This is a genomic window from Pseudomonas rhodesiae, assembly GCF_013285305.1.
GTDB lineage: Bacteria > Pseudomonadota > Gammaproteobacteria > Pseudomonadales > Pseudomonadaceae > Aquipseudomonas > Aquipseudomonas rhodesiae.
Genome location: NZ_CP054205.1, coordinates 4291534 through 4317237, shown reverse-complemented (window position 1 = coordinate 4317237; position 25704 = coordinate 4291534). Strand labels below are relative to the sequence as shown.

The following is a 25704-nucleotide window of genomic DNA, read 5'->3' as shown; positions in this document are numbered from 1 at the left end:
CAGAGTATTGAGACTTCGCGGCACCCTTTGCTTGTTCAAAGGCGGTGTCGTCGCAAGTGATACCTGGAAACCATCGAGGTGGTCGATCCCGTGTTTTCAGGGGATTTGTTCGACCAGAATTGACTTTCAGCTTGGTACTAACGCCGCGAATAGTAACGGATTGAAACAGGTAAGGGAAGTGTGTTCGCCAAAAAAATCAGTCAGCCTCCAAGCAGGCCGCGATAGACCAGCACCGTGGCGGCCGCCGCCAAGGAGCAGCCCAACGCGTAGGCGGCCAGGGTCAGACGTAAGGATTGGCCGGTTTCTACCACCGTAACCAGGTCGCTCATGTCGTTGATGCGTCCATCTCCCAGCTCAATGCACAAACTAACCGCAGTGAACGTGGCTGACAGCAGAATGGCGATGGCAAACAAGGCTCCGTCTGGAGAAGGTAAGGCAGCATTGATTCCCAGGGAGATGGCGCAGATGGCCAGTAACAACACAGCGAACAACAGCATTCCCTTCATCGACCCACCCAGCGTTGCATTGCAGGTCCGGCAGTGTGGACAGCCTGGGAGGATTTGAAAAGTCCTTAATGGGATAGGGCGGTAACATTTCTGACGCTTGTCGCTTAAAAAGTCTCGGCGATATAACCGGCACCTGGGTACTTGTGCACATTAGTTGCGGCATGTGTAACCAAGCTGTCAACTTCTGCCAAAAGCCGCCATTTGCCTGCAATGGAAATTTAAGTCAATGAAAAATCTGGCTTTTTTTTATTGGTGAAAAAATCGTCAGTTTGACTGCGAGCCCCGTTCCATGGGGCTTTGCGCCAGTTGAGGGCGGGTTGTCCACTGAGTTATCCACAGCTTCTGTGGATTGTCCCAAGCGCTTGCTCTAGCACGGGCGTGCACGGTTTTTTCAGCTTTACCTGTGCGAAAAAAAGAGTAGAGTGGCGCGCCTTCCGTTCTGTCCCACAGTGCTTTATGAAGTTTCGCTCAGTATCACCTGCTGTTACCGATACCCTCCAAACTGTTACCGCACCCAAGCGTTTTTCCTTGAAAGTCGCGCTGTGGCTGCTCGACAGCCCACGCCTGGGGCACAGCGCCAATGTCAAACATTTCGCCGGGCGCTTGCTCAAGCAGCCTGCCCGGGAAGGTGTAGTCGCTGCTCAGAGCCGTCTGGGTCAATTGATGTGCCGCGAGTGCGGCAGTGCCCGCGACCGTCGCATCGGCCATGATCTGCTGCGCCAGGCGGCCCGTGCCGGCGACGTGCGGGCCCAGCGCGAATTGCGCCAGGTCGAAGACTGAGCTGTCCTCTGACCCTGTGCTTGGTTAACCTTGCTCTTTTTCGGTGATGGCAGACATGGCGATGGCTTTTGACTGGACCAGTATTGCCCTGGGCCTTGCAGGCGCCGCAGTGCCGCTGTTGGCAGCGTGCTGGCAGCTTCAGCGGCGACTGAGCGCGCGTATGGCCGGCTGGGAAGTGCTCGAAGAACGCTTGGCCAACGCGCAGTTGGCCCAGGAAGGTCTCGCCGCGCAACTGGATGCCAGTCGCGATGAAATCAGCGACCTGAGCCAGGCCAACACCGCCAAGCAGGCCGATCTGGCGGCGCTGCGCCGCGAAGTCGAACTGTTGCAGATCGACCGCGACAATGCCCGCGATGCCGCCCACGCCTGGAACCTCGACCGCAGCGCCAAGGAGGCCGAATTGCGTCGTCTCGATGCGTTGGCGGCCGCGCTGAACGCTGAACTGCGCGAGCAACAGGACAGCCATCAGCAACGCTTGGCCGATCTGCAGGGCTCGCGCGATGAGTTGCGTGCGCAGTTCGCCGAGTTGGCCGGCAAGATCTTCGATGAGCGTGAGCAGCGTTTCGCCGAGACCAGCCAGGAACGCCTGGGCCAGTTGCTCGATCCGCTGAAAGAGCGCATTCAGTCCTTCGAAAAACGTGTGGAAGAAAGCTATCAGAACGAAGCGCGCGAGCGTTTCTCTCTGGCCAAGGAGCTCGAACGCCTGCAGCAACTGAACCTACGTCTATCGGACGAAGCCACCAACCTGACCCGTGCGCTGAAGGGCCAGAAAACCCAGGGCAACTGGGGCGAACTGATTCTTGAGCGGGTGCTGGAGCACGCGGGCCTGGAGAAAGGCCGCGAATACCAAACCCAGGTCAGCCTCAAAGGCCCGGACGGCGAGCGCTTCCAACCGGATGTGCTGATCATGCTGCCCGGTGACAAGCAAGTGGTGGTGGATTCCAAGGTCAGCCTGACCGCGTACCAGCAGTTCGTCGCGGCCGAAGATCAGGTGATCGGCCAGGCGGCGTTGAAACAGCATGTGCTGTCCCTGCGCAATCACGTCAAAGGCTTGGCCAGCAAAGACTACAAGCGCCTGGAAGGTCTGCACAGTCTGGATTTCGTGTTGTTGTTCGTGCCGATCGAAGCGGCTTTTTCCGCCGCGCTGCAGGCTGAGCCGAACCTGTTTCAGGAGGCCTTCGACCGGCATATCGTCATCGTCAGCCCCACCACGTTATTGGCCACGCTGCGGGTGATCGACAGCCTGTGGAAGCAGGAGCGCCAAAGCCAGAACGCCCGTGAGATCGCCGAACGCGCCGGCTGGCTGTACGACAAGTTCGTGCTGTTTATCCAAGACCTGGATGAAGTGGGCAACCGTCTACAGCAATTGGATAAAGCTTACAGCGCCGCGCGAAACAAGCTGACAGATGGACGCGGCAACCTGGTCAGCCGCACCGAGCAGCTCAGATTGCTCGGGGCGCGTGCCAGCAAAAGCCTGCCGGCGGATCTGTTGGAGCGGGCGATGACCGATGCGGACGGCGTGGCGCATCTGCCTGAATAATCGCCCCGCACACACTTGCCCTACAACGGCAGATGCCGACTCAACAGCGCCCGCAACGCCGCCGGCTTGACGGGTTTGGCCAAATAATCCAAGCCCGCCGCATGCACTTCGGCCACGCTCTCCGGGCGCCCGTCGGCGCTGATGACTACGCCGGGAATCGGTTCGGCCAACTGCGTGCGCAGCCAGCCCATCAATTCCGTGCCGGTTTCGCCATGGTCCAGGTGGTAATCCACCAGCGCCAGTTGTGGGCGTACCCCCTCGGCCAGCAGCGCCGCGCATTCAGCTTGATCCCTGGCCGTCCACACTTCGCAGCCCCAACGGGTTAATAGGCTGCGCATGCCGATCAGGATGCTCTCTTCGTTATCCACGCACAGCACCTGCGCGCCGCTGAGGGGCAAGCCGTTTTCCTGTGCTGGCTTGGGTTGCGAGCTGGCCTGGTTGCGCGCCAGCGGCACACTCACGCTGAACACGCTGCCCTTGCCGGGCCATGAGCGCACACTCAGGCGGTGACCCAGCACGCGGCATAGGCCGTCGGCAATCGCCAAGCCCAGGCCCAGGCCCTTTTCCGCGCGGGTCTGGTGGCTGTCCAGGCGTTTGAACTCTTCGAAGATCACCTTTTGCTTATCCGGCGGGATACCGGGGCCGCGGTCCCACACTTCCAGGCAGAGTTCGCCCCCGCGACGCCTTACGCCGAGCAGCACCGGGCCGTCGGCATAACGGAAGGCATTGGTGAGAAAATTCTGCAAGATGCGCCTTAGCAACTTGATGTCGCTGTCCACCCGTAAACGGCTGCCGCGCAGGCGGAAGCGCAAGCCTTGCTCCTGGGCCAGGGCCTTGAATTCGGCGCCCAGGGTGTCGAACAGTTCGTTGAGAGCGAACGGCTGGCGTTGCGGGTTGATCTTGCCGTTTTCCAGGCGAGAAATGTCCAGCAGATCGCTGATCAGGTCTTCGGCCGAGCGCAGCGAACTGTCCAGATGCTGCACCAATTGCCGTGCCTCGTCGGAGAGTCCGTCGCTTTGGTGGGAGAGGGCGGCGGAGAACAGGCGCGCGGCGTTCAACGGCTGCATCAAGTCATGGCTGACCGCCGCCAGAAAGCGGGTTTTCGACTGGCTGGCGGTTTCGGCCACGCTCTTGGCGTCGGTGAGGGCCAGGTTAAGCTGCGACAGTTCATGGGTGCGTTCGGTAACCCGTTGTTCCAGGCCCTCGTTGGCCTCGGTCAGGGCCTGTTCGGCTTCACGGAACGCGGTGATGTCAGTGAAGCTCATGACAAAGCCACCGCCAGGCATCGGGTTGCCGATCAGTTCGATCACGCGGCCATTGGGAAACAAGCGCTCGGACGTGTGCGCACGGCCCTGGCGCATCCAGTGCAGGCGCCGCGCCACATGCACCTCGGCTTCGCCGGGCCCGCACAGGCCACGCTCGGCGTTGTACCGGATGATGTCGGCAATCGGCCGGCCCACGCTGATCAGCCCCTCCGGGTAATTGAACAACTCCAGATAACGCCGGTTCCAGGCCACCAGTTTGAGAGACTGGTCCACCACGCTGATGCCCTGGGTGATGTTCTCGATGGCGCCTTGCAGCAAGGCGCGGTTGAACTGCAGCACTTCCGAGGCTTCGTCGGCGATGCGTACTACGTCCTCCAGTTGCATGTCCCGACCTTCAATCGCGGCTTTTACCACCGCGCGCGTCGAAGAAGCGCCGAGCACGCCGGCCAGCAGGCGTTCGGTGTGGGCGATCCAGTCGTTGTCGGCATTCTGGTTGGGGTTGAAGCCTTTGCCCTGGCGATAGGCAAAACGGATAAAGCTTTGCTGCGCGCGCTCTTCACCCACAAAACGCGCGGCCAGGCTGAGCAGGTCGTTGATCTGCACCGACAGCATCGAACGGGCGCTGGCGCGTTGGCTGATTTCCTGGCCGATAAAGCGCCCGGCTTGCCAGTGCTCGGACACCCTTGTGCGCGACAGCATCGACACCCACACGAACAGCGTGAAGTTGCCCGCCAGGGAGAACACCGTGCCCAGGGTCAGCGAAGTCACGGACAGCCCCAGCGGGTGGGAATGCATCCACGTCAGCCCTGGGAACAGGCTTAGCGACCATCCCAGACTTTTCGCGGTAACCGGTAGGACCAAGGTGTAGAACCACAGGAACGTGCCTGCGGCGAGACCGGCAAACACTCCGCGCCGGTTTGCTTGCTTCCAATACAGCGCGCCGAGCATCGCCGGCGCCAATTGGGTCACGGCGGCGAAGGCGATCTGGCCGATGGTCGCCAGGCTCGCCGTGGAGCCCAGCAGGCGGTAACTGACGTACGCCAGCAACAGGATGATCACGATGCTCACCCGACGCACCGACAGCATCCAGTGGCGGAACACCTCGAACGGCCGCTCGGCGCTGGAGCGGCGCAACAGCCATGGCAGCAACATGTCGTTGGACACCATGGTGGATAACGCGATGCTCGCCACGATCACCATGCCGGTAGCCGCCGACGCGCCACCGATAAACGCCAGTACCGCCAGCGCTGGATGGGCTTCGGCCATGGGCAGGCTGATCACGTAAGAGTCTGGCAGTACCGATGCCGGCAGCAGCATCTTGCCGCCGAGGGCAATGGGGATCACAAACAGCGCGGCCAGCACCAGATAGGCCGGAAACACCCACTTGGCCAGGCGCAGGTCCTGAGGCTCGATATTTTCCACCACGGTCACATGAAACTGCCGGGGCAGGCAGATGATCGCCATCATGGCCACCCCGGTCTGCACTACCATGGATGGCCAGTTAACGGTCTCTTGCCAGTATTCCTCCAGGCGAGGGGTGAGCATCGCTTGGTCGAGCAGGTCGCCGAAACCGTCGTACAGGCCGTAGGTCACGAACGCACCCACCGCGAGAAAAGCGAACAGCTTGACCAGGGACTCAAAGGCAATGGCCAACACCATGCCGCGATGGTGTTCGGTGGCATCGAGGTTGCGCGTACCAAACACGATGGTGAACAACGCCAGTACCAGCGACACGATCAGCGCGGTGTCCTGAGCGCGCGTGCCGGTGGTGTCGGCCCCGGCGCCGATCAACAGGTTGACCCCCAGCACAATGCCTTTGAGCTGCAGGGCGATATACGGCAGCACGCCCACCAGGCAGATCAGCGCCACCACCACCGCCAGGGATTGGGATTTGCCATACCGCGCCGCGATAAAGTCGGCGATGGAAGTGATGTTTTCCTGCTTGCTGATCAGTACCATCTTTTGCAGGACCCAAGGTGCCAGTACCAGCAACAGCACCGGTCCCAGGTAGATCGGTATAAATGCCCACAACTGTTCGGCAGCTTGGCCGACAGCGCCGAAGAAGGTCCAACTGGTGCAGTAAACCGCCAGCGAAAGACTGTACACCCAGGCACGCATGCGCGGCGGCAGTGGCGCATGGCGACGGTCGCCGTAGAAAGCGATGGCAAACATAATGGCCATATAGGCCAGGGCGACGGTGGCGATCAGCCCACTGGACAGCGTCATGGGAACTCCGAACAAAAGAACGCCCAGGCATTCCAGGCCCGGTGGGACAGTCTCGCACGATGCCCGGGGTTAGTCAGTGTCGACCAAGGTCGTGTGGGATCTTATGTCGCACACGGCGTTCAGCGCGGCGGCAGGGTTTTCTGGCGCAGGATATAGACAGTCACCAGCACGGCGCTGGTCAGCATAAAACCGCGTGCCCAAGGTAGTGGCACCAGATAGCAGGAAATACCGATGCTCAGCCACATCAGGCCGATGGCGTAGACCTTGCCCTTGAGCGGGATGCCATTGCCATCCAGATAGTCACGAATCCACGGGCCCAGGCGCGGGTGTTCCACTAGCCACTGGTAGAACCGCGGGGAGCTTCGCGCGAAGCAGGCGGCGGCGAGCAAGAGGAAGGGGGTGGTGGGCAATACCGGTAGGAAAATACCGATCACGCCCAGGGCCACGCTCAGCCAGCCGATGGCCAGCAGTGCGTAGCGCAGCAGCGGCGAACGCTTGCCCATGGGGGTCACGGGCGAGCGACTCAGTGGTGACGTGGCTTGAGGATCGCCGGTTTTTCATCAGGGGCGTTGCACAGCAGGTACAGGGCGGTCAGGGCTTCCGGGATTTGTACGATCATGTCGTCCATCAGGTTGGCGTCGGAAGCGATGTCGGAAAATTCCGCCTCTTCTTCGAACAGGCCCGAACCGACCATGATCGGCAGCAGCATCTCGCTGACCTCTTCCTCGGCGGTTTCGAACCAGGCCGCTTCACGCAGGAACACGCCTTCCATAAAGCCGATGCACCAGCCGCGCAGGTCGGAGTCGTCCGGGTCATCGCCCAAGTCCAGCTCGCACGGCAGCTCGAATTCCTCGTCGGATGCCAGTTGGCGACCGATATGGGCCTTGAGGGCCACCAGGGTGGACTCGATTTCTTCGCGCTGGGCGGCGTCGGCGTAGTGGGGTTCTTCGGCGAACAGCGCGTCGATCCATTCGCGGTCGGGCACGACCTCGGAGCAGATGGACAGTGCGGTCAGGTAGCCGTGGGCGGCCACATAGTCCAGCGCCTCCTCATGCAGCTCATCGGCGTCGAGGAAGGCTTGCAGGCGGGTTAGTTGCTCAGCGAAGGACATGAAGGACTACCTTGGGGATAAACGATGCTGAATTCTAGGCGTTCTTGCGTCCACAGGCCAGCCGCCATGCACATTTGCCCGGTTTTAAAGACGGGCTGCAATTCGTCAGTGGCGCCCTTTGCCGGATGACGCTCGGGTATACTGCCGCGTTTTGTGATGCCCCTACCGGCCAGGAGCCCGCCCGAGAAAACTTCGCTTACGGATTATTTTCCGAGGCCGCGTTTTTTTTCGGCCAGCCTATACGGAGGGTTTCGGCACTTTTTTGGAGTTCTACATGCTCGAGCAGGCTCAACGCGTCCTCAAGGACATCTTCGGCTACGACAGTTTTCGTGGCCGTCAGGGTGCGATCATTGAGCGCGTGGCCAGTGGCGGCGATGCCCTGGTGCTGATGCCTACCGGCGGCGGCAAGTCGTTGTGCTTCCAGGTGCCGGCGCTGTTGCGCAACGGGTTGGCGGTGGTGGTATCGCCGTTGATCGCTTTGATGGACGACCAGGTGGCAACCCTTGAAGAACTCGGCGTGGCCGCTGCTTCCCTGAACTCCACCCTCAGCGCCGAGCAGCAACGCGACCTGGCCGCGCGGATCAAACGCGGTGAAGTCAAAATGCTCTACCTCGCCCCGGAGCGGCTGGTGCAGCCGCGCATGCTGGCGTTCCTGCAGGGACTGGAAATTGCCCTGTTCGCGATTGATGAGGCGCACTGCGTCTCGCAATGGGGCCACGATTTCCGGCGCGAATATCTGCAACTGGGCCAACTGGCGGAACTGTTTCCCGACGTGCCGCGCATTGCGCTGACCGCCACGGCCGACAAACGTACCCGCGAAGAAATCGTCGAACGCCTGCATTTGCAGAACGCCGAGCGCTTCCTGTCGAGCTTCGACCGGCCGAATATTTTTTACCGCATCGTGCCCAAGGAGCAGCCGCGCAAGCAGCTGCTGGCGTTCCTGTCCGAGCGGCGCAGCGATGCGGGCATTGTCTATTGCCTGTCGCGCAAGAAAGTCGACGAAGTGGCCGCGTTCCTGTGTGAACAGGGTTTCCCAGCCTTGCCTTATCACGCCGGCCTGCCGAACGAACTGCGCGCCTATCACCAGAAGCGTTTCCTCAATGAGGAAGGTTTGATCATGGTGGCGACCATTGCGTTTGGTATGGGCATCGACAAATCCAACGTGCGCTTTGTCGCCCACATGGACCTGCCCAAGTCGTTGGAAGCTTATTACCAGGAAACCGGACGTGCCGGCCGTGATGGTCTGCCGGCGGATGCGTGGATGGTCTACGGCCTGCAGGACGTGGTGATGCTCAAGCAAATGCTGCAGAACTCCGAAGGCGATGAGCGCCACAAGCGCCTGGAACAGCACAAGCTCGATGCCATGCTCTCGCTGTGCGAAGAGACCCGTTGCCGCCGTCAGACGCTGCTGGCCTATTTCGACGAAGACATGCCCGAGCCCTGCGGGCATTGCGACAACTGCGTGGACGGCGTGCAGACCTGGGACGCCACCGAACCGGCGCGCCAGGGGTTGTCGGCGATCTACCGAACCGGTCAGCGTTACGGCGTGGGCCATCTAGTGGATGTGTTGCTGGGCAAGGACAACGAAAAAGTTCGCAGCTTTGGCCACGAAAAACTCTCGGTTTACGGCGTCGGCAAGGCCCGCGCCGAAGGCGAGTGGCGCTCGTTGTTCCGACAAATGGTGGCTCGCGGCCTGGTGGACATCGACCTTGAAGGGTACGGCGGGCTGCGCCTTAACGACAGTTGCCGGCCACTGCTCAAGGGTGAAGTGAGCCTGGAACTGCGCCGCGATCTCAAGCCGCAGACCACCGCCAAAAGCAGCACCAGCCAGGCCAGCCAACTGGTGCGCGGGGAAGAGCGCGAGCAGTGGGAAGCCTTGCGTGCCCTGCGGCGCAAACTGGCACAGGAACACAGTGTGCCGCCGTACGTTATCTTTCCGGACTCCACCTTGCTGGAGATGCTGCGCGAGCAACCCGCCACCCTGGCGGAAATGGCCCGCGTCAGCGGCGTGGGCGCGCGCAAGCTGGAGCGCTATGGCCAGGCCTTTCTCGAAGTGCTCGGTGGTCAGGCCGAGGCGCCCAGGGAAGTGGCCGACATTCGCCACGAATTGATCAGCCTGGCCCGCGCCGGCATGACCCCGATCCAGATCGCCGGCCAACTGCAATGCTCGGAAAAAAACGTCTACACCTTGCTTGCCGAATCCATCGGCAAGCAACAGTTGTCGTTGGAGCAAGCACTGGATTTACCGGAAGATTTGCTGGGTGAGATCCAGGACGCTTTCCTCGACGGCGAAGGCGAATTGCCAGCTGTCGCCGAGATCGCACCGTTGTTTACCGGGCGTGTGCCGGAGGGGGTTCTGTACTGCGTGCGGGCCGCTTTGCAGTCAGAATTCGAAATTTAATGTGTCAATTACGACAATGTCACAGATCAGTACTGAGCGGCGCTTGCCTAAGGGCAAGGCTCATGCTTAGCTGACTAATAATTAGCCACATTTTATTTTCAGTCTAAAACATGAGTTTTTTATGCCGTTAACCGATCAACACCGTTTTGGCATGCAGTTGGCGCAGATGTCCCGAGGTTGGCGCGCCGAGCTGGACCGCCGTTTGGCGGGGCTGGGCCTGTCCCAGGCGCGTTGGCTGGTGCTGTTGCACCTGGCCCGTTTCGAAGAAGCTCCTACTCAGCGTGAGCTGGCCCAGAGCGTCGGGGTAGAGGGGCCGACCCTCGCAAGGCTGCTCGACAGCCTTGAAGGCCAGGGCCTGGTGCAACGCCAGGCGGTGCTCGAAGACCGCCGCGCCAAGCGCATCTTGCTGTGCGACAGCGCCCGTCCTCTGATCGATCAAATTGAAACCATTGCCACCGAGTTGCGTCACGAGCTGTTTGCCGGCGTAAACGAGGCGGACCTGCGTGTGTGCATGCGGGTGCATGCGCATATTCTGGCGAATCTGGAAAAGTCCTGAGCTGCGCAGATGGCTGAGCCTGTTGTGATGAGCAGGCTCACCCCATCTTGAAAACCTGCCGCATTGACCGTAGGTGCGCTGACCCCTAGAAAGTCTGCCCCAGGTTCAGGTACACCGCCTTCTGGTTGTCATCGTTGAATCCATAACTGAAATTCAGCGGCCCCAGTGGTGTGTCGAACCCGAGGAAAACGCTCGCGGCGTTGATATAGCCGCTGTCGAATTCATTGTCGTTGTTCCACGCCCGCCCACGTTCCAGAGACGCGCCCAGGTACAGCGGGAAATCCAGCGGCAAGTACGAACGCGGCGTCAGTCGGCGGTAGTACACGGCGCGCATCAGGCTGATGTTTTGCCCCGAGATCGCGTCCTGGCGAAAGCCTGACAGCTGTCTGGCACCGCCGAGCAGGAAGCTGGAAATCACCACGTCCGAATCATCCAGGGTGCGCCCGTAACGTCCGCCCAGCACCAGAGTGTCCGGGCCGTGGCTCATGGCTTTGTCGAGTTTGAACTCCCATTGACGGTAGCGTTGATCCGAGCCTAACCCCGGTTCGAATTCGCGATAAGCCAGGCCGATGTCTTCACCGGAGTGGGGGAAGTACACGTTGTCCAGAGAGTCGAAGGAGTATTTCAGCTCATAGAAGCCTTCGCTGAAGCTCACGCTCGGCAGGTCGCGGTCGCCGATGCGTACGTCCGCCTGGCCCCAGGCTTCGCCGACACCGAAGCGAATCTCGCCGCTATTGCCGATCTGCCGCCCCACATTCAGGCCGAAGCCGTAACGTTCCAGGCGGTATTCGGAGATGGGGTCGTTATCCAGGATCAGCTCGACGTTCTGTGCCTGGGCGCTGATATAGGGCGCGACGAAGTAACGCGAACCAGCGTCCATCGGCTGGTAGAACTCGCTGTACAGCTCTTGGCGGTCGCCGATCTGCACGCGCGTAAGCCATTCCGCGCCAAGGCGGTTGATACCGTTGATGCGGTAGCTGGCACCCAGGTTGAAGGCGCTGTCGCCGCGCATGTCATCCGACAGGTTCAGCCCCAGGCGCAGGTAGTCGGTGCCGCTGCGTTTGCCGCGGGCGCTGATTACAAGGGTGTTGTCCTGGCCTTTCTTGATCACGCGGTATTGCACCTGATCGAAGTAGTCCAGGCCATACAAGGTGCCCATGTCGGTTTGCAGGCGACCCAGATTGAGCGGTTCGCCCAAGGGTTGGCGGATGTAGTAGCGGATCACGTCGTCGCTGACTTTCGAGTCGTTCTCCACGGTGATGGCGGTGATGACCGGGGTGCGCTCGCCCGGCGTGCGCGCGGCCACCAGCTGCGGGTCGATCGGCTCAGCCGGACGCAGGTGGGCCAGGCGCACGTCGAGGGCGCGGGTGGCGCGGTAGCCGGCGTTGATCATGTCCTTGGCGCGGCCGAAATCGGTCACGCCGTAGGCTGCTAGCGGCGGCTGGATCAGCACGTCCCTGGGTTGCAGGGCTTTGAGTTGCTCTTCGGAATTGCGCCGGGTCATCAGGGTGATGGACTGGTTGAGTACGTCCACCACCGTGGCCAGTTGCTTGCGCGAGCGTAGCGGGGTGCCGATGTCCACCACGATGGCGATATCCACGCCCATCTCCCGCGCGACATCCAGCGGGATGTTATCGGTCATGCCGCCGTCCACCAGCAGCCGGCCATCCAGCTCCACCGGGGCGAACACGGCTGGGATCGACATACTCGCGCGGATCACCTTGGGCAAGTGGCCCTTGCCGAACACAACTTTTTCACCGGTGGTGATATCGGTGGCCACCGCGCGGAACGGGATCGGCAGTTTGTCGAAATCGCGGGTGTTGCTGCTGTGGGCGAACATACTTTCCAGCAGCAGCGCCAGGTTCTGGCCCTGGATCACCCCCAGCGGCAGGCCGAGGCTGCCGTCATCGCGGAAACTGAGCTTCTGCTTGACCAGGAAGTCCCGGTCATCCTGCTTGCGGCGAAACGGCACGTCTTCGCGCGGCGGTGCGTCGGAGAGCGCCTGTTGCCAATCGATGTTCAATGCGAGTTTTTCCAACTCGTCGATCTTGTAGCCGGAGGCATACAGCCCACCAATCACCGCGCCCATGCTGGTGCCGGCGATCGCATCGATCTGGATGCCTTGCTCTTCCAACGCCTTGAGCACCCCGATATGGGCCAGGCCCCGGGCGGCGCCGCCAGACAGCACCAGGCCGACCTTCGGGCGCGGAGCGTCCACGGCTTGGGCAAGGAGGGGGAGCAGGCACAAAAACAGGCAGGACAGCAGGCGGCGCATCTTGAATCTCGGAGCTGGACGATAAAGGCCGCTATTATAGCCACCCGATCCTCCGCGCCCGTTATGCCAGGAACCTGTCAAATTATGTCGTCGATTAAACCCGAGGTCGTCATCACCTATTGCACCCAATGCCAGTGGCTGCTGCGTGCCGCGTGGCTGGCCCAGGAACTGCTGAGCACGTTTGCCGACGACCTGGGTAAGGTCTCACTGGTGCCGGCTACCGGTGGCACGTTCCATATCACCTGTGACGGTGTGCAGATTTGGGAGCGCAAGGCCGACGGCGGTTTCCCCGAGGCCAAGGTGCTCAAGCAGCGGGTGCGCGACCAGATCGCCCCGGCGCGCGATCTGGGCCACAACGACCGTACCCAATGACGTCACCGCCCCGTGCAAGGGGCGGTGAACTGAGCGCTACTTGGCGTCCAACTTCTGTTTGATGAATCCGACGACCCAGGTCAACACCGCACCGCCCACGCCGCCGCCGAGGATATTGCCGCCAACGGCCGCCACATCCAGCGCTTCGCCGCCTGGAGTACCGGTCAGCGTTGAAAGAAGCTGGCCCAGTACCAGCCCGCCGACACCGCCAAGCATCGTGTTAAGTACGGTACCCAGGCTTTGTTTGGTCATGCCGGCTACATTCCCGCCCACGGCACCGCTGATGATCTGAACCAACACGCTAATGAACATTTCCATGATCAAATCCTGCATAGCGTTAAGGGAGTGACCACTCGCTTGCAGCAACTGCGGAAAATGCCCTGGCTGTCGTCGAGGAGCCGTTATCCGTTGAACGACGACAGACTGTTGCGGATGCCCGAAGTATAGATCAGGCCGTTGCGGTCGGTTGTTTGGCCGGGCCGGCGCTGCTCATCAGGCCGGAAATCACGATGGCGACGATGATCAAGGCGCCCCCCAGCAGCATGCGCAGGCTCGGCGTTTCGGCAAACAGCAGCCACGCCACGGTGATGCCGTAGACCGGCTCCATGGCAAACACCACCGACGCCGTACGCGCCTTGATCACCGCCAGGCTGGCGACAAACAGGCTGTGGGCCAGGCCGGTGCAGAACACGCCGAGCAGGCCGATCCACAACCAGTCCAGCGCTCGCACATGCGCCAGGCCCGGTGCGGCCACCGGCAACAGGCACGCCGCGACTACCAGGTTCTGGCACAGCGCCGCCTGCACCGCCGGAATGCGCCCGGAGCCGGCGCGGTTGTTCAGGGACAACAGGGAAAACAGCAAGCCCGAAAGGATGCCCCAGAGCAGGCCACCGGTGGCTTCACTGGCCAGGTTGAAGTCGGGGGTCACCAGCACCAGGCCGACCGTGACCAGTACCACCAGCAGTACTTCGTTGGCGCGAATACGCTCGCGGAATATCAGCCCTTCCAGAATGACCGTAAACGCCGGGAACGCCGTGAACCCCAGGGTCGCGACCGCCACACCGGCCACCTTGACCGCAAGAAAAAATGTCACCCAGTGCGCCGCCAGCAACACGCCGCTGACCAGCAGCCGACGCCAGTCGCGCCGCTCCAGGTGCTTCCACGGAGCGCGGCTGGCGAACCGGGCGAACACCGCCAGGGCGAGCACGGCAAACACGGCGCGACCAAACACGATGATGGCCGGCGAAGCGGCCGCCAGTTTGCCGAATACGCCGGTAAGGCCAAACATCAATGCGCCGATATGCAGGGCGCCCAGGGCTGTGCGGGGAGTCATTGCGTTCCTTCAAACCACGAGAGTGACAGGCTCGCAGTCTAGTGGCTTGGGATGGCTGGCGTCTGTCGTGAGGCTCGCGCGTTTTAGCGCAGGACTCGCCCTAAGGCGAGCGCCGCAACGCGCCGGGAGACGCGCCGAACTCACGGGACATAGCGGCGGCAAACGCGCTCTGGGAGCTATAGCCGACCCGCTCGGCGACTTCACCGATGGGCAGCGCGGTATCGCGCAGCAGACTCAGGGCTTTATGCAGGCGTCGGCTGCGGATGTAGTCCATCGGCGTCTGTCCGCACTCGACGACGAACCGCGCGTGCAGGCGCGCCACCGACAGCCCGGCGATGCGCGCCAGATCGGCCACCTGCAAGGGGTGCGCCACGTGCCGTTCGATATGGGCATTGAAGGCCGGATAGGGCAAGCGTCGACCTGGCACGGGCTGGGGTTGCGCAGAATTGAGGCTGGCCAGCAGCAACACCGAACCTTGCTGCACGATCAGCGGGTCGTCCACCGGGCTGTGGGCCAGCCACTGCACCAACTGGTGCTGACGTGCATCCAGGGCCAGGCGCGCGGGTTGGTCGAGCAGGCGTCGGCTCGCGTCGGCATGTTCGCCCAGGGACTGCAGCAGCCAATGTTCGGTGGGTACGTCCATCACCAGGCAGCGGCTGCCATCGCGACTGCCGCAGGCGTGATGGGCAGAGAAGGGCAGTACCATCACGCTGCTTTCGCGCACTTGGCTGCCACGGCCATCGACCTCCAGATCCAGATGCCCGGACAGGCCGAACACCAACTGCGCATGCGCATGGCTGTGGGCGATGGGCGCTTCGAGGTAGTGGCGAAGGGTGAGGGACGGTCTCATCACGGTCTCCTGGACGGCGAGGCGCCAGTCTACAACGCATCGTGGGCGCCGGTCGCTGTCATCAGACTGACCCACACTTGTCATGGGCCATTAACCGCCATGGCGCAAGCTCGCGAAAACACCGTCGAGGGATGCCCATGACCAGTGCCGAGTTCGCCAAGCCCAGCCGCAAACAACGGGTGCGTACCCTGTGGATTTCCGATGTGCACCTGGGCACCCGGGATTGCCAGGCCGACCATCTTTCGCAGTTCCTCAAGGGCTATCACGCCGATAAGGTCTACCTGGTGGGCGACATTATCGACGGCTGGAAAATGCGCGGCGGCATGTACTGGCCCCAGGCGCACACCAACGTGATCCGCCGCCTGTTGACCATGGCCAAGCGCGGCACCGAGGTGATCTATGTCACCGGCAACCACGATGAATTCCTGCGCCGTTATTCCAAGCTGATCCTGGGCAATATCCAGTTGGTCGACGAAGCCGTGCATGTGACCGCTGACGGTCGCCACCTGCTGGTGATCCACGGCGATCAGTTTGACGTGATTACCCGTTATCACCGCTGGCTGGCGTTTCTTGGCGACTCGGCCTACGAGTTCACCCTGACCTTGAACCGCTGGTTGAACCACTGGCGTGCGCGCTATGGCTATGGTTACTGGTCGCTGTCGGCGTACCTCAAGCACAAGGTCAAGACGGCGGTCAGTTTTATCAGCGATTTTGAAGAAGCGATCGCCCACGAAGTGACCCGGCGTGAATTGCATGGGGTGGTGTGCGGGCATATTCACCATGCGGAGATTCGCAAGGTGGGCGAGGTGGATTACCTCAACTGCGGGGACTGGGTGGAGTCTTGCACGGCGCTGATCGAGCACTGGGATGGCAGTATCGAGTTGTATCGGCTGGCGGATGCCCAGGCCAAAGAAGCGCAACTGAAGGCCGAGGTGGCTCAGGCACACCTTCTGTAACTTCAGATCGCCATCGGGGGCAAGCCCCCTCCCACATTGGAATGCGACAAAATGTGGGAGGGGGCTTGCCCCCGATAGCGGTGTATCAGTCAACCAGTGACTGACTTAGATATGCAGTGTTCAGTTGCAGACGTCGGCAATAGCCTCGGCCAGCAACGCCAGGCGTGTCGCATCAATCCCCGCCACATTGGCCCGCCCCGAACTGACCATATACACACTGTGCTTCTCGCGCAGTTGCTTGACCTGCTCGGCACTCAGGCCGGTGTAGGAGAACATCCCACGTTGCACGCCAATGTGTGCGAATCGCTCGGATAAGCCATGGGGCGCCAGGGCCTCCACCAGCCCGGAACGCAACTGCGCGATGCGCCCACGCATGGCTTCGACTTCTGCGCTCCACTGCTGTTTGAGCTGGGCATCGCCGAGGATGGTCGCCACCACGGCCGCGCCGTGATCCGGCGGGGTCGACCACAGGTTGCGGGCCACATTCGCCAATTGGCTACGCACATCCGTCAGCTTCTCGGCATCCGCCGCGCACACGATCAATGCGCCGACGCGGTCGCGGTATAAGCCGAAGTTCTTCGAGCACGAACTGGTGATCAGTACTTCCGGCAATTCGGCGGCAAACAGGCGCACGGCCCAGGCGTCCTGTTCCAGGCCATCGCCGAAGCCCTGGTAGGCGAAGTCGATCAACGGAAGCAGGTGGCGTTCGCGCACGATCTGCAGCACCTGGCGCCAATCGTCGTGGGACAGATCGAAGCCGGTCGGGTTATGACAGCAGGCATGCAGCAACACCACATCGCCTTCCGGCACGGTGGCGAGGGTCGCCAGCATCGCCTCCACATCCAGGCGGTTATCGGCGCCCACGTAGGGGTAATGGCTGACCTTCAGCCCGGCCTTGGCGAAGATGGTTTCGTGGATCGGCCAGGTCGGGTTGCTCAGCCAGATACCACGGCCTGGCAAGTTGGCAGCGATAAAATCGGCGCTCAAGCGCAGCGCGCCGGTCCCGCCCGGGGTCTGGGTGGCGCCAGCACGACGCCCGTGCAACAGCGCGCATTCGGCGCCCAGCACCAGTTCGCTGATCAGTTGGCCGAACGCGGCGTCGCCATGACCGCCGATGTAAGTCTTGGTGGTTTGCTGGTCTACCAGGCGCTGTTCGGCGAGCTTCACCGACGGCGGAATCGGCGTGAGGCCCTGGTCGTCCTTGTAGACGCCTACGCCCAGGTCGAACTTGTGCGGGTTGGAATCCTGGGCGTACAGGTCCATCAACCCGAGGATCGGGTCGCCGGGCACGCGGCCAATGGCATCGAAATGCATTACTTGCGGCCCTCGGCGGTCTTGGCTACTTCATCGGTGCGCGCGGCCATGATGAAATCGTTGCGGTGCAGACCCTTGATGGAGTGGCTCCACCAGGTCACGGTGACTTTGCCCCATTCGGTGAGCAGGCCCGGGTGATGGCCTTCGGCTTCGGAAATCTCACCCACGGCATTGGTGAAGGCCAAGGCGAATTTGAAATTCTTGAACAGAAAAACCTTTTCCAACTGCATGACGCCGTCGCGCACTTCGATGTTCCAGTCAGGGATCTGCTTGATCAGTACCGGCAGTTCTTCATCGCTGACTTGCGGGGCATCGGCGCGGCAGGCTTCGCAGTGGGCTTGGTTCAAGGTGGTCATGTGGAAATGTCCTGAATTCGAATAAGTGAAGGTCAGTGGCGTCACCCTAAAGCAACGCGGCGCCAGGGAACAGACTCACCTGGCCTTAAAAGGCACGGTTCAAGCAGCCTTTGGTTTGGGCGGGAATTTCGGCGCGTGCAGACCCAGCTGCATGCCACGCTCGACCATGCCCATGATGTCTTCCTGCGCCACCTCGAACAGACGCTTGAGGTCGGGCAGCACGAAGTACAGCGGTTGCAGGATGTCGATGCGGTACGGCGTGCGCATCGCTTCCAGCGGGTCGAAGGCTTGATGCTCGGGCTCGGAGGACAGGCTGTATACCGTCTCCTTGGGCGACGACAGAATCCCGCCGCCGTAGATGCGCCGACCAGCCGGCGTGTCCACCAGGCCGAACTCGATGGTCATCCAGTACAGCCGCGCCAAGTAGACCCGTTGCTCCTTGGTCGCCGCCAGCCCGAGTTTGCCGTAGGTGTGGGTGAACTCAGCGAACCAAGGGTTGGTCAGCAGCGGGCAGTGGCCGAAGATCTCGTGGAAAATATCCGGCTCTTGCAAGTAGTCCAGTTCTTCGCGGGTGCGGATAAACGTCGCCACCGGAAACTGCTTGCTGGCGAGTAATTCAAAGAAGGTCTGGAAGGGGATCAACGCCGGCACGCGAGCGACTTGCCAACCGGTGGTCTCGGCCAGCACTTGGTTGATCTCGCCCAGTTGCGGGATGCGGTCCAGGGGCAAGCCCAACTTGTCGATGCCGTCCAGGTATTCCTGGCAGGCGCGACCTTCGATCACTTTCAACTGGCGCGTGATCAGGGTGTTCCATACCGCATGTTCTTCCGGCGGATAGTGGATAAACCCTTGCGCATCGGGCTCGCGGGCCACGTAGTGCGTCTGCTTCATACGGCTCTCCTGCTAGGCATTCGTTCTTGTTATGTCCTGCGATAGGCCTATTGATAACCCGATGGCGTGCGGATGCCAGCCACCTGTGGCAGTGCCACGTAGGAAAATTTACCGTTTTTTGTAAAGTATTCGTTACGAGTGGGGGCCTGCTCTTGGTGTTGGGCTGGGAAAAGCAGTCCGGCTGTCACATAATCTTGACGACTTTCTGCGCCCAGCGACAAAAAGACGCGGCGCCTTCCCTCTTTTCGGGCCTTATTCATGCGTATCAAAGTGCATTGCCAGAACCGCATCGGCATCCTGCGGGACATTCTCAACCTGCTGGTGGAGTACGGCGTCAACGTTGCCAAAGGCGAGGTGGGCGGTGAGCACGGCAATGCTATCTACCTGTTTTGTCCGAACCTGGTGAATATGCAATTCCAGGCGTTGCGCCCGCAGTTCGAGGCGATTGCCGGGGTGTTTGGGGTCAAGCGGGTAGGGCTGATGCCCAGCGAGCGGCGACACATGGAACTCAATGCCTTGCTGGGCGCCCTGGAGTTTCCGGTGCTGTCCATCGACATGGGCGGCTCCATCGTCGCCGCCAACCGTGCGGCGGCGCAGTTGCTGGGGGTGCGGGTGGACGAGGTGCCGGGCATTCCGTTGTCACGCTACGCCGAGGATTTCGATTTGCCGGAACTGGTGCGCGCCAGCAAGTCGCGGATCAACGGCCTGCGGGTCAAGGTCAAGGGCGACGTGTTCCTGGCGGATATCGCGCCGCTGCAATCCTCCGAACACGATGACAGTGAGGCCATGGCCGGCGCCGTGCTGACGTTGCATCGTGCGGACCGGGTCGGCGAGCGCATCTACAACGTGCGCAAGCAGGAACTGCGCGGCTTTGACAGCATCTTCCAAAGCTCCAAGGTGATGGCCGCCGTGGTGCGTGAAGCACGGCGCATGGCCCCGTTGGACGCGCCGCTATTAATAGAAGGCGAGACCGGCACCGGCAAAGAACTGTTGGCGCGCGCCTGCCACTTGGCCAGTCCGCGCGGGCAGTCGCCGCTGATGGCCCTCAACTGCGCCGGCCTGCCGGAGTCGATGGCCGAGACCGAGCTGTTCGGCTACGGCCCCGGCGCGTTCGAAGGCGCCCGGGCGGAAGGCAAGTTGGGGCTGCTGGAGCTGACTGCGGGCGGTACGTTGTTTCTCGACGGTGTGGGCGAAATGAGCGCGCGCCTGCAGGTGAAATTGCTGCGCTTCTTGCAGGACGGTTGTTTCCGCCGCGTCGGCAGTGACGAAGAGGTGTACCTGGATGTGCGGGTGATTTGCGCGACTCAGGTGGATCTGTCCGAACTCTGCGCGCGCGGCGAATTCCGCCAGGACCTCTATCACCGCCTCAATGTGCTGTCCCTACATATCCCACCCCTGCGCGAATGCCTGGATGGCCTGGCGCCGCTGGTGGAGCATTTTCTTGACCAGGCCAGCCGACAGATCGGCTGCCCGTTGCCCACGTTGGCACCGGCGGCGATGGAGCGCCTCAGCCATTATCACTGGCCGGGGAATGTGCGGCAGTTGGAAAACGTGCTGTTCCAGGCAGTGTCTTTGTGCGACGGCGGCACGGTGAAGGTCGAGCATATTCGTCTGCCGGATTACGGCGTGCGTCAGCCCCTTGGCGATTTTTCCCTGGACGGCGGTTTGGAGGCGATTGTCGGGCGCTTCGAGAAAGCGGTGTTGGAAAGCCTGTATGTCGAACATCCCAGCAGTCGACAGCTGGGCAAGCGCCTGGGCGTGTCGCACACCACCATCGCCAATAAATTGCGCGATTACGAAATCCTCAAGACCGATAAATAATCAACTGGCACAACGGTGGCAAAAATGTAGGAGGGGCGGTGCGACGATTCGACTTGCCCCCGATGGCAGTAGGGCAGTCAGCCCAACTGTCACTGACGCATCGCTATCGGGGGCAAGCCCCCTCCCACTTTTGATAGTCATTGCCTGGGCTGGATCAACTGAGTCCTGAACTGACTGGCATTAGGGCTTGCCCGCTCCCGGATGGGTTCTCTGTCACCCGTAAGACGGCCCTTGCCGTAAGCGGCAGTAGTCCGCCGTTTTTTCGACTCTCTCCTTTCCTGAAAAATGTGAAGGCGGCCCGCAAACCCCCGTCCCGCCTGGACTTTCCTGACTTTCTGAAAGTTGGTTCGCTAATTGCTTAAGCCTCATCAGTACAGCGGTGGGCGGCAAGCGTCCGTCATAAAGAGGAAAGAGCGTGGACAAGTACCTTTATGTGGCAATGACCGGCGCCAGCCAGAATGCGCTGGCGCAGAAGGCCCATGCCAACAACCTGGCGAACATTTCCACCAACGGTTTCCAACGCGACCTGGAACAGGCGCGTTCGATGCCGGTGTTCGGTGACAGCTTTCCGGCGCGGGCCTTCGCCATGACTGAGCGTCCCGCCACCGACTTCACGCCTGGCGCGATGATCGAAACCGGTCGCGACCTGGACGTGGCTGTCAACGGCGACGGCTGGCTGGCCGTGCAAACCCCGGATGGCGGCGAAGCCTACGTGCGCAGCGCCAGCATGAACGTGGACGCCCTGGGCGTGCTGCGTGCCGGCAACGGTATGCCGATCATGGGCAACGGTGGCCCTATCGCGGTGCCGCCGCAGCAGAAGATCGAAGTGGGCGCCGACGGCACCATCAGCATCCGTGCCATGGGCGAAGGCCCACGGGTGATGGCCGAAGTGGACCGCATCAAACTGGTTCAGCCGGACCTGAAGAACATGAATAAGGGCCTGGATGGCACCATCCACACCAAGGATGGCCAGCCGGCTCAGGCCGACGCAGGCGTCAGGCTGACCTCAGGGTTCCTGCAGGCGAGCAACGTCAATGCCGTGGAAGAAATGACGGCGGTGCTGGCGCTTTCCAAGCAGTTCGAGCTGCACATCAAAATGATGAACAGCGCCAAGGAAGACGACCAGGCCATGACACGCGTCATGCAGATGAGCTGATCGCGGTTTCACTGAACCACTAATTTTGCAGCGCAGCGCCAACAAACAGGCGCACGAAGGAGAACAGCATGCTTCCGGCTCTATGGGTTGCCAAAACCGGTCTGTCCGCCCAGGACACCAACCTGACCACCATTTCCAACAACTTGGCCAACGTATCGACCACGGGTTTCAAACGTGACCGCGCCGAGTTCCAGGACTTGCTCTATCAGATCAAGAAGCAGCCGGGCGCTCAGTCGACCCAGGACAGCGAACTGCCGTCGGGCCTGCAATTGGGTACCGGTGTGCAGATCGTCGGCACCCAGAAGAACTTCAGCGCCGGTAACCTGCAACAAACCGGTCAGCCGCTGGACATGGCCATCAACGGCCGTGGCTTCTTCCAGATCCTGCAACCGGACGGCACTACGTCCTACACCCGCGACGGTACATTCCACCTGGACTCCAATGGCCAGATCGTCACCGCCAACGGTTTTGCCCTGGAACCGGCGATTGTAGTGCCAGCCGATGCCAAGACCTTCACCGTCGGCAACGACGGCACCGTGTCCATCACCGTGGCCGGCAACCCGGCCTCGCAAGTGATCGGCAACCTGCAGACCGCCGACTTCATCAACCCGGCCGGCTTGCAGGCCATGGGCAACAACCTGTTCCTGGAAACCGCCTCCAGCGGCGCGCCACAGATCGGCACCCCTGGTCTGAACGGTTTCGGCACCACGCTGCAAAGCACCCTGGAAACCTCCAATGTCAGCACCGTGGAAGAGATGGTCAACATGATCACCACTCAGCGCGCTTACGAGATGAACTCCAAGGTGATCTCCACCGCCGACCAGATGCTCTCGTTCGTAACGCAGAATCTGTAATCAAGTCTATGGGGCGCCCTGAAAGCGTCTGCAACACCGTGAGGTAAGGGTCATGAATCGCTATGTTTCCGTTCTGGCATTGAGTGGGATTGCCGTACTCGCGGGCTGTGTCGCCCCGACGCCAAAACCCAATGACCCGTACTACGCGCCGGTGTTGCCACGCACGCCGCTGCCGGCGGCGGCCAACAATGGCTCGATCTACCAGGCCGGCTTCGAACAGAACCTGTACAGCGACCGCAAGGCCTTCCGGGTCGGTGACATCATCACCATCACCCTGAACGAGAAGACCCAGGCCAGCAAGAACGCCAACTCCCAGGTCGGCAAGACCAGCAAGGCAGGCATTGGCCTGACCTCGTTGTTCGGTGCCGTACCTAACACCAACAACCCGTTGGGTGACGGCGATTTGAGCCTCAACGCTGGCTATAGCGGCGACCGTGCGACCAGTGGCAAAAGTGCGGCGGGGCAGGGCAACAGCCTGACCGGTTCGATCACCGTGACCGTGGCCGATGTATTGCCCAACGGCATCATCGCCGTGCGCGGTGAGAAGTGGATGACCCTCAACACTGGCGACGAGCTGGTGCGAATTGCCGGCATGGTGCGCGCCGACGATATCTCTACCGACAACACCGTTTCGTCGACGCGAATCGCCGATGCACGCATTACTTACTCGGGGACGGGTTCGTTTGCCGATGCTAGCCAGCCGGGTTGGTTCGACCGTTTCTTCCTCAGCCCGCTGTTCCCTTTCTAGGTGGCCACTTTGAAATTCAAACAGCTGATGGCGGCGGCCCTGTTGCTTTCCTTGAGCGCCGTCGTCCAGGCCGAACGCTTGAAGGACATCGCCAGCATTTCCGGCGTGCGCTCCAACCAGTTGATCGGCTATGGCCTGGTGGTGGGGCTCAACGGTACGGGTGACCAGACCACCCAGACCCCGTTCACCCTGCAAACCTTCAACAACATGCTCTCGCAGTTCGGCATCAAAGTGCCGCCGGGGTCGGGCAACGTGCAGCTTAAAAACGTCGCGGCGGTGTCGATCAGTGCCGACTTGCCGGCGTTCTCCAAGCCAGGCCAGGTGGTGGACATCACCGTGTCGTCCATCGGTAACTCCAAGAGCCTGCGTGGCGGCACGTTGCTGATGACGCCCCTCAAGGGTATCGACGGTAACGTTTACGCCATTGCCCAGGGCAACCTGGTGGTGGGCGGGTTCGACGCCGAAGGTCGCGACGGTTCCAAGATCACCGTCAACGTGCCGTCGGCCGGTCGCATCCCTGGCGGGGCCACGGTGGAACGCACCGTGCCCAGCGGTTTCAACCAGGGCAACAGCCTGACCTTGAACCTTAACCGCTCGGACTTCACCACCGCCAAGCGCGTGGTCGACAAGGTCAACGACATGCTCGGCCCAGGCGTGGCCCAGGCTATCGACGGCGGTTCGATCCGTGTGACCGCGCCGCTGGACCCCAGCCAGCGCGTCGATTACCTGTCGATCCTGGAAAACCTGGAAGTCGACCCGGGCCAGGCAGTGGCCAAAGTCATCATCAACTCGCGCACCGGTACCATCGTGATCGGCCAGAACGTCAAAGTCTCGCCGGCGGCGGTGACCCACGGCAGCCTGACGGTGACCATTACCGAAGACCCGATCGTCAGCCAGCCTGGGCCGTTGTCCAACGGCCAGACCGCAGTGGTGCCACGCTCGCGGGTTAACGCTCAGCAAGAAGCCAAGCCGATGTTCAAATTCGGCCCCGGCACCACCTTGGACGAGATTGTCCGCGCGGTGAACCAGGTGGGCGCGGCGCCCGGCGACTTGATGGCGATCCTTGAAGCATTGAAACAGGCCGGCGCCTTGCAAGCCGACCTGATCGTGATCTGAGGCCATGGCCATGGATATGCACAAAAGCGGCATTGTCAGTTCGGCGGACTCGGGCTCTTACTCCGACTTGAACCGGCTTAACCAGCTCAAGGTCGGTGCTGACAAAAACAGCGAAGGCAACATGCGCAAAGTGGCGCAGGAGTTTGAGTCGCTGTTTTTGAGCGAGATGCTCAAGTCCATGCGTTCGGCCACCGAGGCGCTGGGCAAAGATAACCCGATGAACACCCCGGCGGCCAAGCAGTACCAGGAAATGTACGACCAGCAATTGGCGGTCTCGCTGTCCCGCGAGGGCGGCGGCATCGGCCTGGCCGACGTGCTGATGCGCCAGATGCAGAAGAACAAGCCGGTGGACGCCCAGGCGGCCACCTTGCAGGGCCCGGCGGCGGCCGAGGCGGTCAAGAAAGTCGATGTGCCGACCGAGATCGCCGCCGGCACCCAGGCCGATGGCCCGTTGGGGCGCTCCAATGGACAGCGTCCGTTGTGGGCGTTCCGTGTCGCCGAGCCTCAAGCCGGCGCCGCCGCTACCCACAGCAACGACATGGAGCTGATGAACCAGCGCCGTATCGCCTTGCCGAGCAAGCTGACCGATCGCCTGCTGGCCGGCATCGTGCCGAGCACCCAGGTCTCCACCGAGGCCAAGGCTGCGCCGCTGCGCAACAGCGCCCTGCAAGACAACGTGATCAACAGCGGCGCACGCAGTGTTGCCGCGGCCAAAGGCAGCATGCAGGTCTATGGCCGCGCCGTGGCCCAGCCACCATTGGCGCCGGCCAAGAAAGCCTTCAGCTCCCAGGACGAATTTGTCGCCACCATGCTGCCGATGGCCGAAGCGGCCGCCAAGCGTATCGGCATCGATCCGAAGTACCTGGTGGCCCAGGCTGCCTTGGAAACCGGTTGGGGCAAATCGGTGATGCGCGCCGAAGACGGCAGCAGCAGCCACAACCTGTTCGGCATCAAGGCTGGCAAGAGCTGGCAGGGCGGCCAGGCTCGCGCGATCACCAGCGAGTTCCGCGACGGGGCGATGGTCAAGGAGACGGCGCAGTTCCGTTCCTACGACTCTTACCAGGACAGCTTCCACGACTTGGTGACGTTGCTGCAAAGCAACGATCGCTATAAAGACGTGGTGAAATCGGCCGATAACCCAGAACGCTTTGTACGCGAGTTGCAAAAGGCCGGTTACGCCACCGACCCGAACTACGCCAGCAAGATCTCGCAAATCGCCCATTCGATGAACAGTTACCAGAACTACGCCGCCGCGGGCGCGACCACTCTTTTATAAG

Annotated in this window: 23 protein-coding genes; 12 read left to right on the top strand and 11 right to left on the bottom strand. The window is 61.6% G+C overall.

The window, feature by feature from the left end; translation table 11 throughout:
• Positions 1-200: 200 nt before the first annotated feature.
• Positions 201-506: a hypothetical protein gene (locus tag HRH33_RS19450; RefSeq protein ID WP_034099558.1), complete on the bottom strand. Its 306-nt coding sequence runs from the start codon at positions 504-506 to the stop codon at positions 201-203.
• Positions 507-962: 456 nt separating this feature from the next.
• Here HRH33_RS19450 and HRH33_RS19445 point away from each other — a divergent pair, with 456 nt between their 5' ends.
• Both HRH33_RS19445 and HRH33_RS19440 read left to right on the top strand, forming a co-directional pair.
• Positions 963-1286 (top strand): SEL1-like repeat protein, encoded by a 324-nt coding sequence (locus tag HRH33_RS19445; RefSeq protein WP_034138870.1) that lies wholly within the window; start codon positions 963-965, stop codon positions 1284-1286.
• 175 nt (positions 1287-1461) lie between these two features.
• Positions 1462-2826, top strand: a complete 1365-nt coding sequence (locus HRH33_RS19440) for a DNA recombination protein RmuC (RefSeq protein WP_173603587.1) — start codon at positions 1462-1464, stop codon at positions 2824-2826.
• A gap of 20 nt (positions 2827-2846) precedes the next feature.
• Here the strand turns inward: HRH33_RS19440 and HRH33_RS19435 are convergent, their stop codons facing one another.
• From HRH33_RS19435 to HRH33_RS19425, 3 genes are all read right to left on the bottom strand, one after another.
• Positions 2847-6317, bottom strand: a complete 3471-nt coding sequence (locus HRH33_RS19435) for a hybrid sensor histidine kinase/response regulator (RefSeq protein WP_167416903.1) — start codon at positions 6315-6317, stop codon at positions 2847-2849.
• A 119-nt stretch (positions 6318-6436) separates the two neighbouring features.
• Positions 6437-6820: a YbaN family protein gene (locus HRH33_RS19430; protein ID WP_034099551.1), complete on the bottom strand. Its 384-nt coding sequence runs from the start codon at positions 6818-6820 to the stop codon at positions 6437-6439.
• 20 nt (positions 6821-6840) lie between these two features.
• Positions 6841-7428 carry a UPF0149 family protein gene (locus HRH33_RS19425; protein ID WP_034099550.1) on the bottom strand — a complete coding sequence of 196 codons (588 nt, stop codon included), beginning with the start codon at positions 7426-7428 and terminating at the stop codon, positions 6841-6843.
• 274 nt (positions 7429-7702) lie between these two features.
• Between HRH33_RS19425 and recQ the strand changes: the two genes are divergently transcribed.
• On the top strand, positions 7703-9829 hold the full coding sequence (gene recQ / locus HRH33_RS19420; protein ID WP_167416904.1) for a DNA helicase RecQ: 2127 nt from the start codon (positions 7703-7705) through the stop codon (positions 9827-9829).
• 121 nt (positions 9830-9950) lie between these two features.
• Positions 9951-10385 carry a MarR family transcriptional regulator gene (locus HRH33_RS19415; RefSeq protein WP_034099546.1) on the top strand — a complete coding sequence of 145 codons (435 nt, stop codon included), beginning with the start codon at positions 9951-9953 and terminating at the stop codon, positions 10383-10385.
• An 85-nt stretch (positions 10386-10470) separates the two neighbouring features.
• On the opposite strand, the gene HRH33_RS19410 is transcribed toward HRH33_RS19415, so the two are convergent.
• Entirely contained in the window at positions 10471-12660 is a 2190-nt protein-coding gene (locus HRH33_RS19410) for a patatin-like phospholipase family protein (RefSeq protein WP_167416905.1), read from the bottom strand.
• Positions 12661-12744: 84 nt separating this feature from the next.
• Between HRH33_RS19410 and HRH33_RS19405 the strand changes: the two genes are divergently transcribed.
• Positions 12745-13032: an Rdx family protein gene (locus HRH33_RS19405; protein WP_034138866.1), complete on the top strand. Its 288-nt coding sequence runs from the start codon at positions 12745-12747 to the stop codon at positions 13030-13032.
• A gap of 36 nt (positions 13033-13068) precedes the next feature.
• On the opposite strand, the gene HRH33_RS19400 is transcribed toward HRH33_RS19405, so the two are convergent.
• The 3 genes from HRH33_RS19400 to HRH33_RS19390 all read right to left on the bottom strand — a co-directional run bounded on the left by HRH33_RS19400 (position 13069) and on the right by HRH33_RS19390 (position 15215).
• Positions 13069-13350, bottom strand: coding sequence for a hypothetical protein (locus HRH33_RS19400; protein WP_167416906.1), 282 nt, complete (start codon positions 13348-13350; stop codon positions 13069-13071).
• Between the two features lie 130 nt (positions 13351-13480).
• Positions 13481-14365, bottom strand: a complete 885-nt coding sequence (locus tag HRH33_RS19395) for a DMT family transporter (protein ID WP_167416907.1) — start codon at positions 14363-14365, stop codon at positions 13481-13483.
• Positions 14366-14465: 100 nt separating this feature from the next.
• Entirely contained in the window at positions 14466-15215 is a 750-nt protein-coding gene (locus HRH33_RS19390) for a helix-turn-helix transcriptional regulator (RefSeq protein ID WP_167416908.1), read from the bottom strand.
• Positions 15216-15352: 137 nt separating this feature from the next.
• Between HRH33_RS19390 and HRH33_RS19385 the strand changes: the two genes are divergently transcribed.
• The gene (locus HRH33_RS19385) at positions 15353-16171 is read left to right on the top strand and encodes a UDP-2,3-diacylglucosamine diphosphatase (RefSeq protein WP_034099534.1); all 819 of its coding nucleotides are present in this window, start codon (positions 15353-15355) and stop codon (positions 16169-16171) included.
• 120 nt (positions 16172-16291) lie between these two features.
• On the opposite strand, the gene HRH33_RS19380 is transcribed toward HRH33_RS19385, so the two are convergent.
• From HRH33_RS19380 to phhA, 3 genes are all read right to left on the bottom strand, one after another.
• Positions 16292-17485, bottom strand: a complete 1194-nt coding sequence (locus HRH33_RS19380; RefSeq protein ID WP_167416909.1) for an amino acid aminotransferase — start codon at positions 17483-17485, stop codon at positions 16292-16294.
• Positions 17485-17841, bottom strand: coding sequence for a 4a-hydroxytetrahydrobiopterin dehydratase (locus HRH33_RS19375; protein ID WP_034099530.1), 357 nt, complete (start codon positions 17839-17841; stop codon positions 17485-17487). The genes HRH33_RS19380 and HRH33_RS19375 overlap by 1 nt, the downstream gene beginning before the upstream one ends.
• A 99-nt stretch (positions 17842-17940) precedes the next feature.
• Positions 17941-18732, bottom strand: coding sequence for a phenylalanine 4-monooxygenase (gene phhA / locus HRH33_RS19370; protein WP_034099528.1), 792 nt, complete (start codon positions 18730-18732; stop codon positions 17941-17943).
• A gap of 258 nt (positions 18733-18990) precedes the next feature.
• Here phhA and HRH33_RS19365 point away from each other — a divergent pair, with 258 nt between their 5' ends.
• The 6 genes from HRH33_RS19365 to flgJ all read left to right on the top strand — a co-directional run bounded on the left by HRH33_RS19365 (position 18991) and on the right by flgJ (position 25703).
• On the top strand, positions 18991-20553 hold the full coding sequence (locus tag HRH33_RS19365; RefSeq protein WP_123478896.1) for a sigma-54-dependent transcriptional regulator: 1563 nt from the start codon (positions 18991-18993) through the stop codon (positions 20551-20553).
• Positions 20554-20968: 415 nt separating this feature from the next.
• Positions 20969-21709 (top strand): flagellar basal body rod protein FlgF, encoded by a 741-nt coding sequence (locus HRH33_RS19360; RefSeq protein ID WP_034138859.1) that lies wholly within the window; start codon positions 20969-20971, stop codon positions 21707-21709.
• Between the two features lie 68 nt (positions 21710-21777).
• The gene (gene flgG / locus HRH33_RS19355; RefSeq protein ID WP_034099522.1) at positions 21778-22563 is read left to right on the top strand and encodes a flagellar basal-body rod protein FlgG; all 786 of its coding nucleotides are present in this window, start codon (positions 21778-21780) and stop codon (positions 22561-22563) included.
• Between the two features lie 52 nt (positions 22564-22615).
• On the top strand, positions 22616-23311 hold the full coding sequence (flgH, locus tag HRH33_RS19350; RefSeq protein ID WP_034099521.1) for a flagellar basal body L-ring protein FlgH: 696 nt from the start codon (positions 22616-22618) through the stop codon (positions 23309-23311).
• Positions 23312-23338: 27 nt separating this feature from the next.
• A complete protein-coding gene (locus tag HRH33_RS19345; protein ID WP_034139004.1) occupies positions 23339-24427 on the top strand; it encodes a flagellar basal body P-ring protein FlgI in 1089 nt (362 codons plus the stop codon).
• Between the two features lie 4 nt (positions 24428-24431).
• The gene (flgJ, locus tag HRH33_RS19340) at positions 24432-25703 is read left to right on the top strand and encodes a flagellar assembly peptidoglycan hydrolase FlgJ (RefSeq protein WP_167416910.1); all 1272 of its coding nucleotides are present in this window, start codon (positions 24432-24434) and stop codon (positions 25701-25703) included.
• Position 25704 lies beyond the last annotated feature (1 nt).

Coding starts and splice junctions, on each gene's coding strand:
- HRH33_RS19435 (WP_167416903.1), bottom strand. CDS start 6,317: ATGACGCTGTCCAGTGGGCTGATCGCCACCGTCGCCCTGGCCTATATG.
- HRH33_RS19390 (WP_167416908.1), bottom strand. CDS start 15,215: ATGAGACCGTCCCTCACCCTTCGCCACTACCTCGAAGCGCCCATCGCC.
- HRH33_RS19375 (WP_034099530.1), bottom strand. CDS start 17,841: ATGACCACCTTGAACCAAGCCCACTGCGAAGCCTGCCGCGCCGATGCC.
- HRH33_RS19430 (WP_034099551.1), bottom strand. CDS start 6,820: ATGGGCAAGCGTTCGCCGCTGCTGCGCTACGCACTGCTGGCCATCGGC.
- HRH33_RS19445 (WP_034138870.1), top strand. CDS start 963: ATGAAGTTTCGCTCAGTATCACCTGCTGTTACCGATACCCTCCAAACT.
- recQ (WP_167416904.1), top strand. CDS start 7,703: ATGCTCGAGCAGGCTCAACGCGTCCTCAAGGACATCTTCGGCTACGAC.
- flgH (WP_034099521.1), top strand. CDS start 22,616: ATGAATCGCTATGTTTCCGTTCTGGCATTGAGTGGGATTGCCGTACTC.
- HRH33_RS19450 (WP_034099558.1), bottom strand. CDS start 506: ATGAAGGGAATGCTGTTGTTCGCTGTGTTGTTACTGGCCATCTGCGCC.
- HRH33_RS19395 (WP_167416907.1), bottom strand. CDS start 14,365: ATGACTCCCCGCACAGCCCTGGGCGCCCTGCATATCGGCGCATTGATG.
- HRH33_RS19385 (WP_034099534.1), top strand. CDS start 15,353: ATGACCAGTGCCGAGTTCGCCAAGCCCAGCCGCAAACAACGGGTGCGT.
- flgG (WP_034099522.1), top strand. CDS start 21,778: ATGCTTCCGGCTCTATGGGTTGCCAAAACCGGTCTGTCCGCCCAGGAC.
- phhA (WP_034099528.1), bottom strand. CDS start 18,732: ATGAAGCAGACGCACTACGTGGCCCGCGAGCCCGATGCGCAAGGGTTT.
- HRH33_RS19380 (WP_167416909.1), bottom strand. CDS start 17,485: ATGCATTTCGATGCCATTGGCCGCGTGCCCGGCGACCCGATCCTCGGG.
- HRH33_RS19410 (WP_167416905.1), bottom strand. CDS start 12,660: ATGCGCCGCCTGCTGTCCTGCCTGTTTTTGTGCCTGCTCCCCCTCCTT.
- HRH33_RS19345 (WP_034139004.1), top strand. CDS start 23,339: ATGGCGGCGGCCCTGTTGCTTTCCTTGAGCGCCGTCGTCCAGGCCGAA.
- HRH33_RS19425 (WP_034099550.1), bottom strand. CDS start 7,428: ATGTCCTTCGCTGAGCAACTAACCCGCCTGCAAGCCTTCCTCGACGCC.
- flgJ (WP_167416910.1), top strand. CDS start 24,432: ATGGCCATGGATATGCACAAAAGCGGCATTGTCAGTTCGGCGGACTCG.
- HRH33_RS19405 (WP_034138866.1), top strand. CDS start 12,745: ATGTCGTCGATTAAACCCGAGGTCGTCATCACCTATTGCACCCAATGC.
- HRH33_RS19400 (WP_167416906.1), bottom strand. CDS start 13,350: ATGGAAATGTTCATTAGCGTGTTGGTTCAGATCATCAGCGGTGCCGTG.
- HRH33_RS19365 (WP_123478896.1), top strand. CDS start 18,991: ATGCGTATCAAAGTGCATTGCCAGAACCGCATCGGCATCCTGCGGGAC.
- HRH33_RS19415 (WP_034099546.1), top strand. CDS start 9,951: ATGCCGTTAACCGATCAACACCGTTTTGGCATGCAGTTGGCGCAGATG.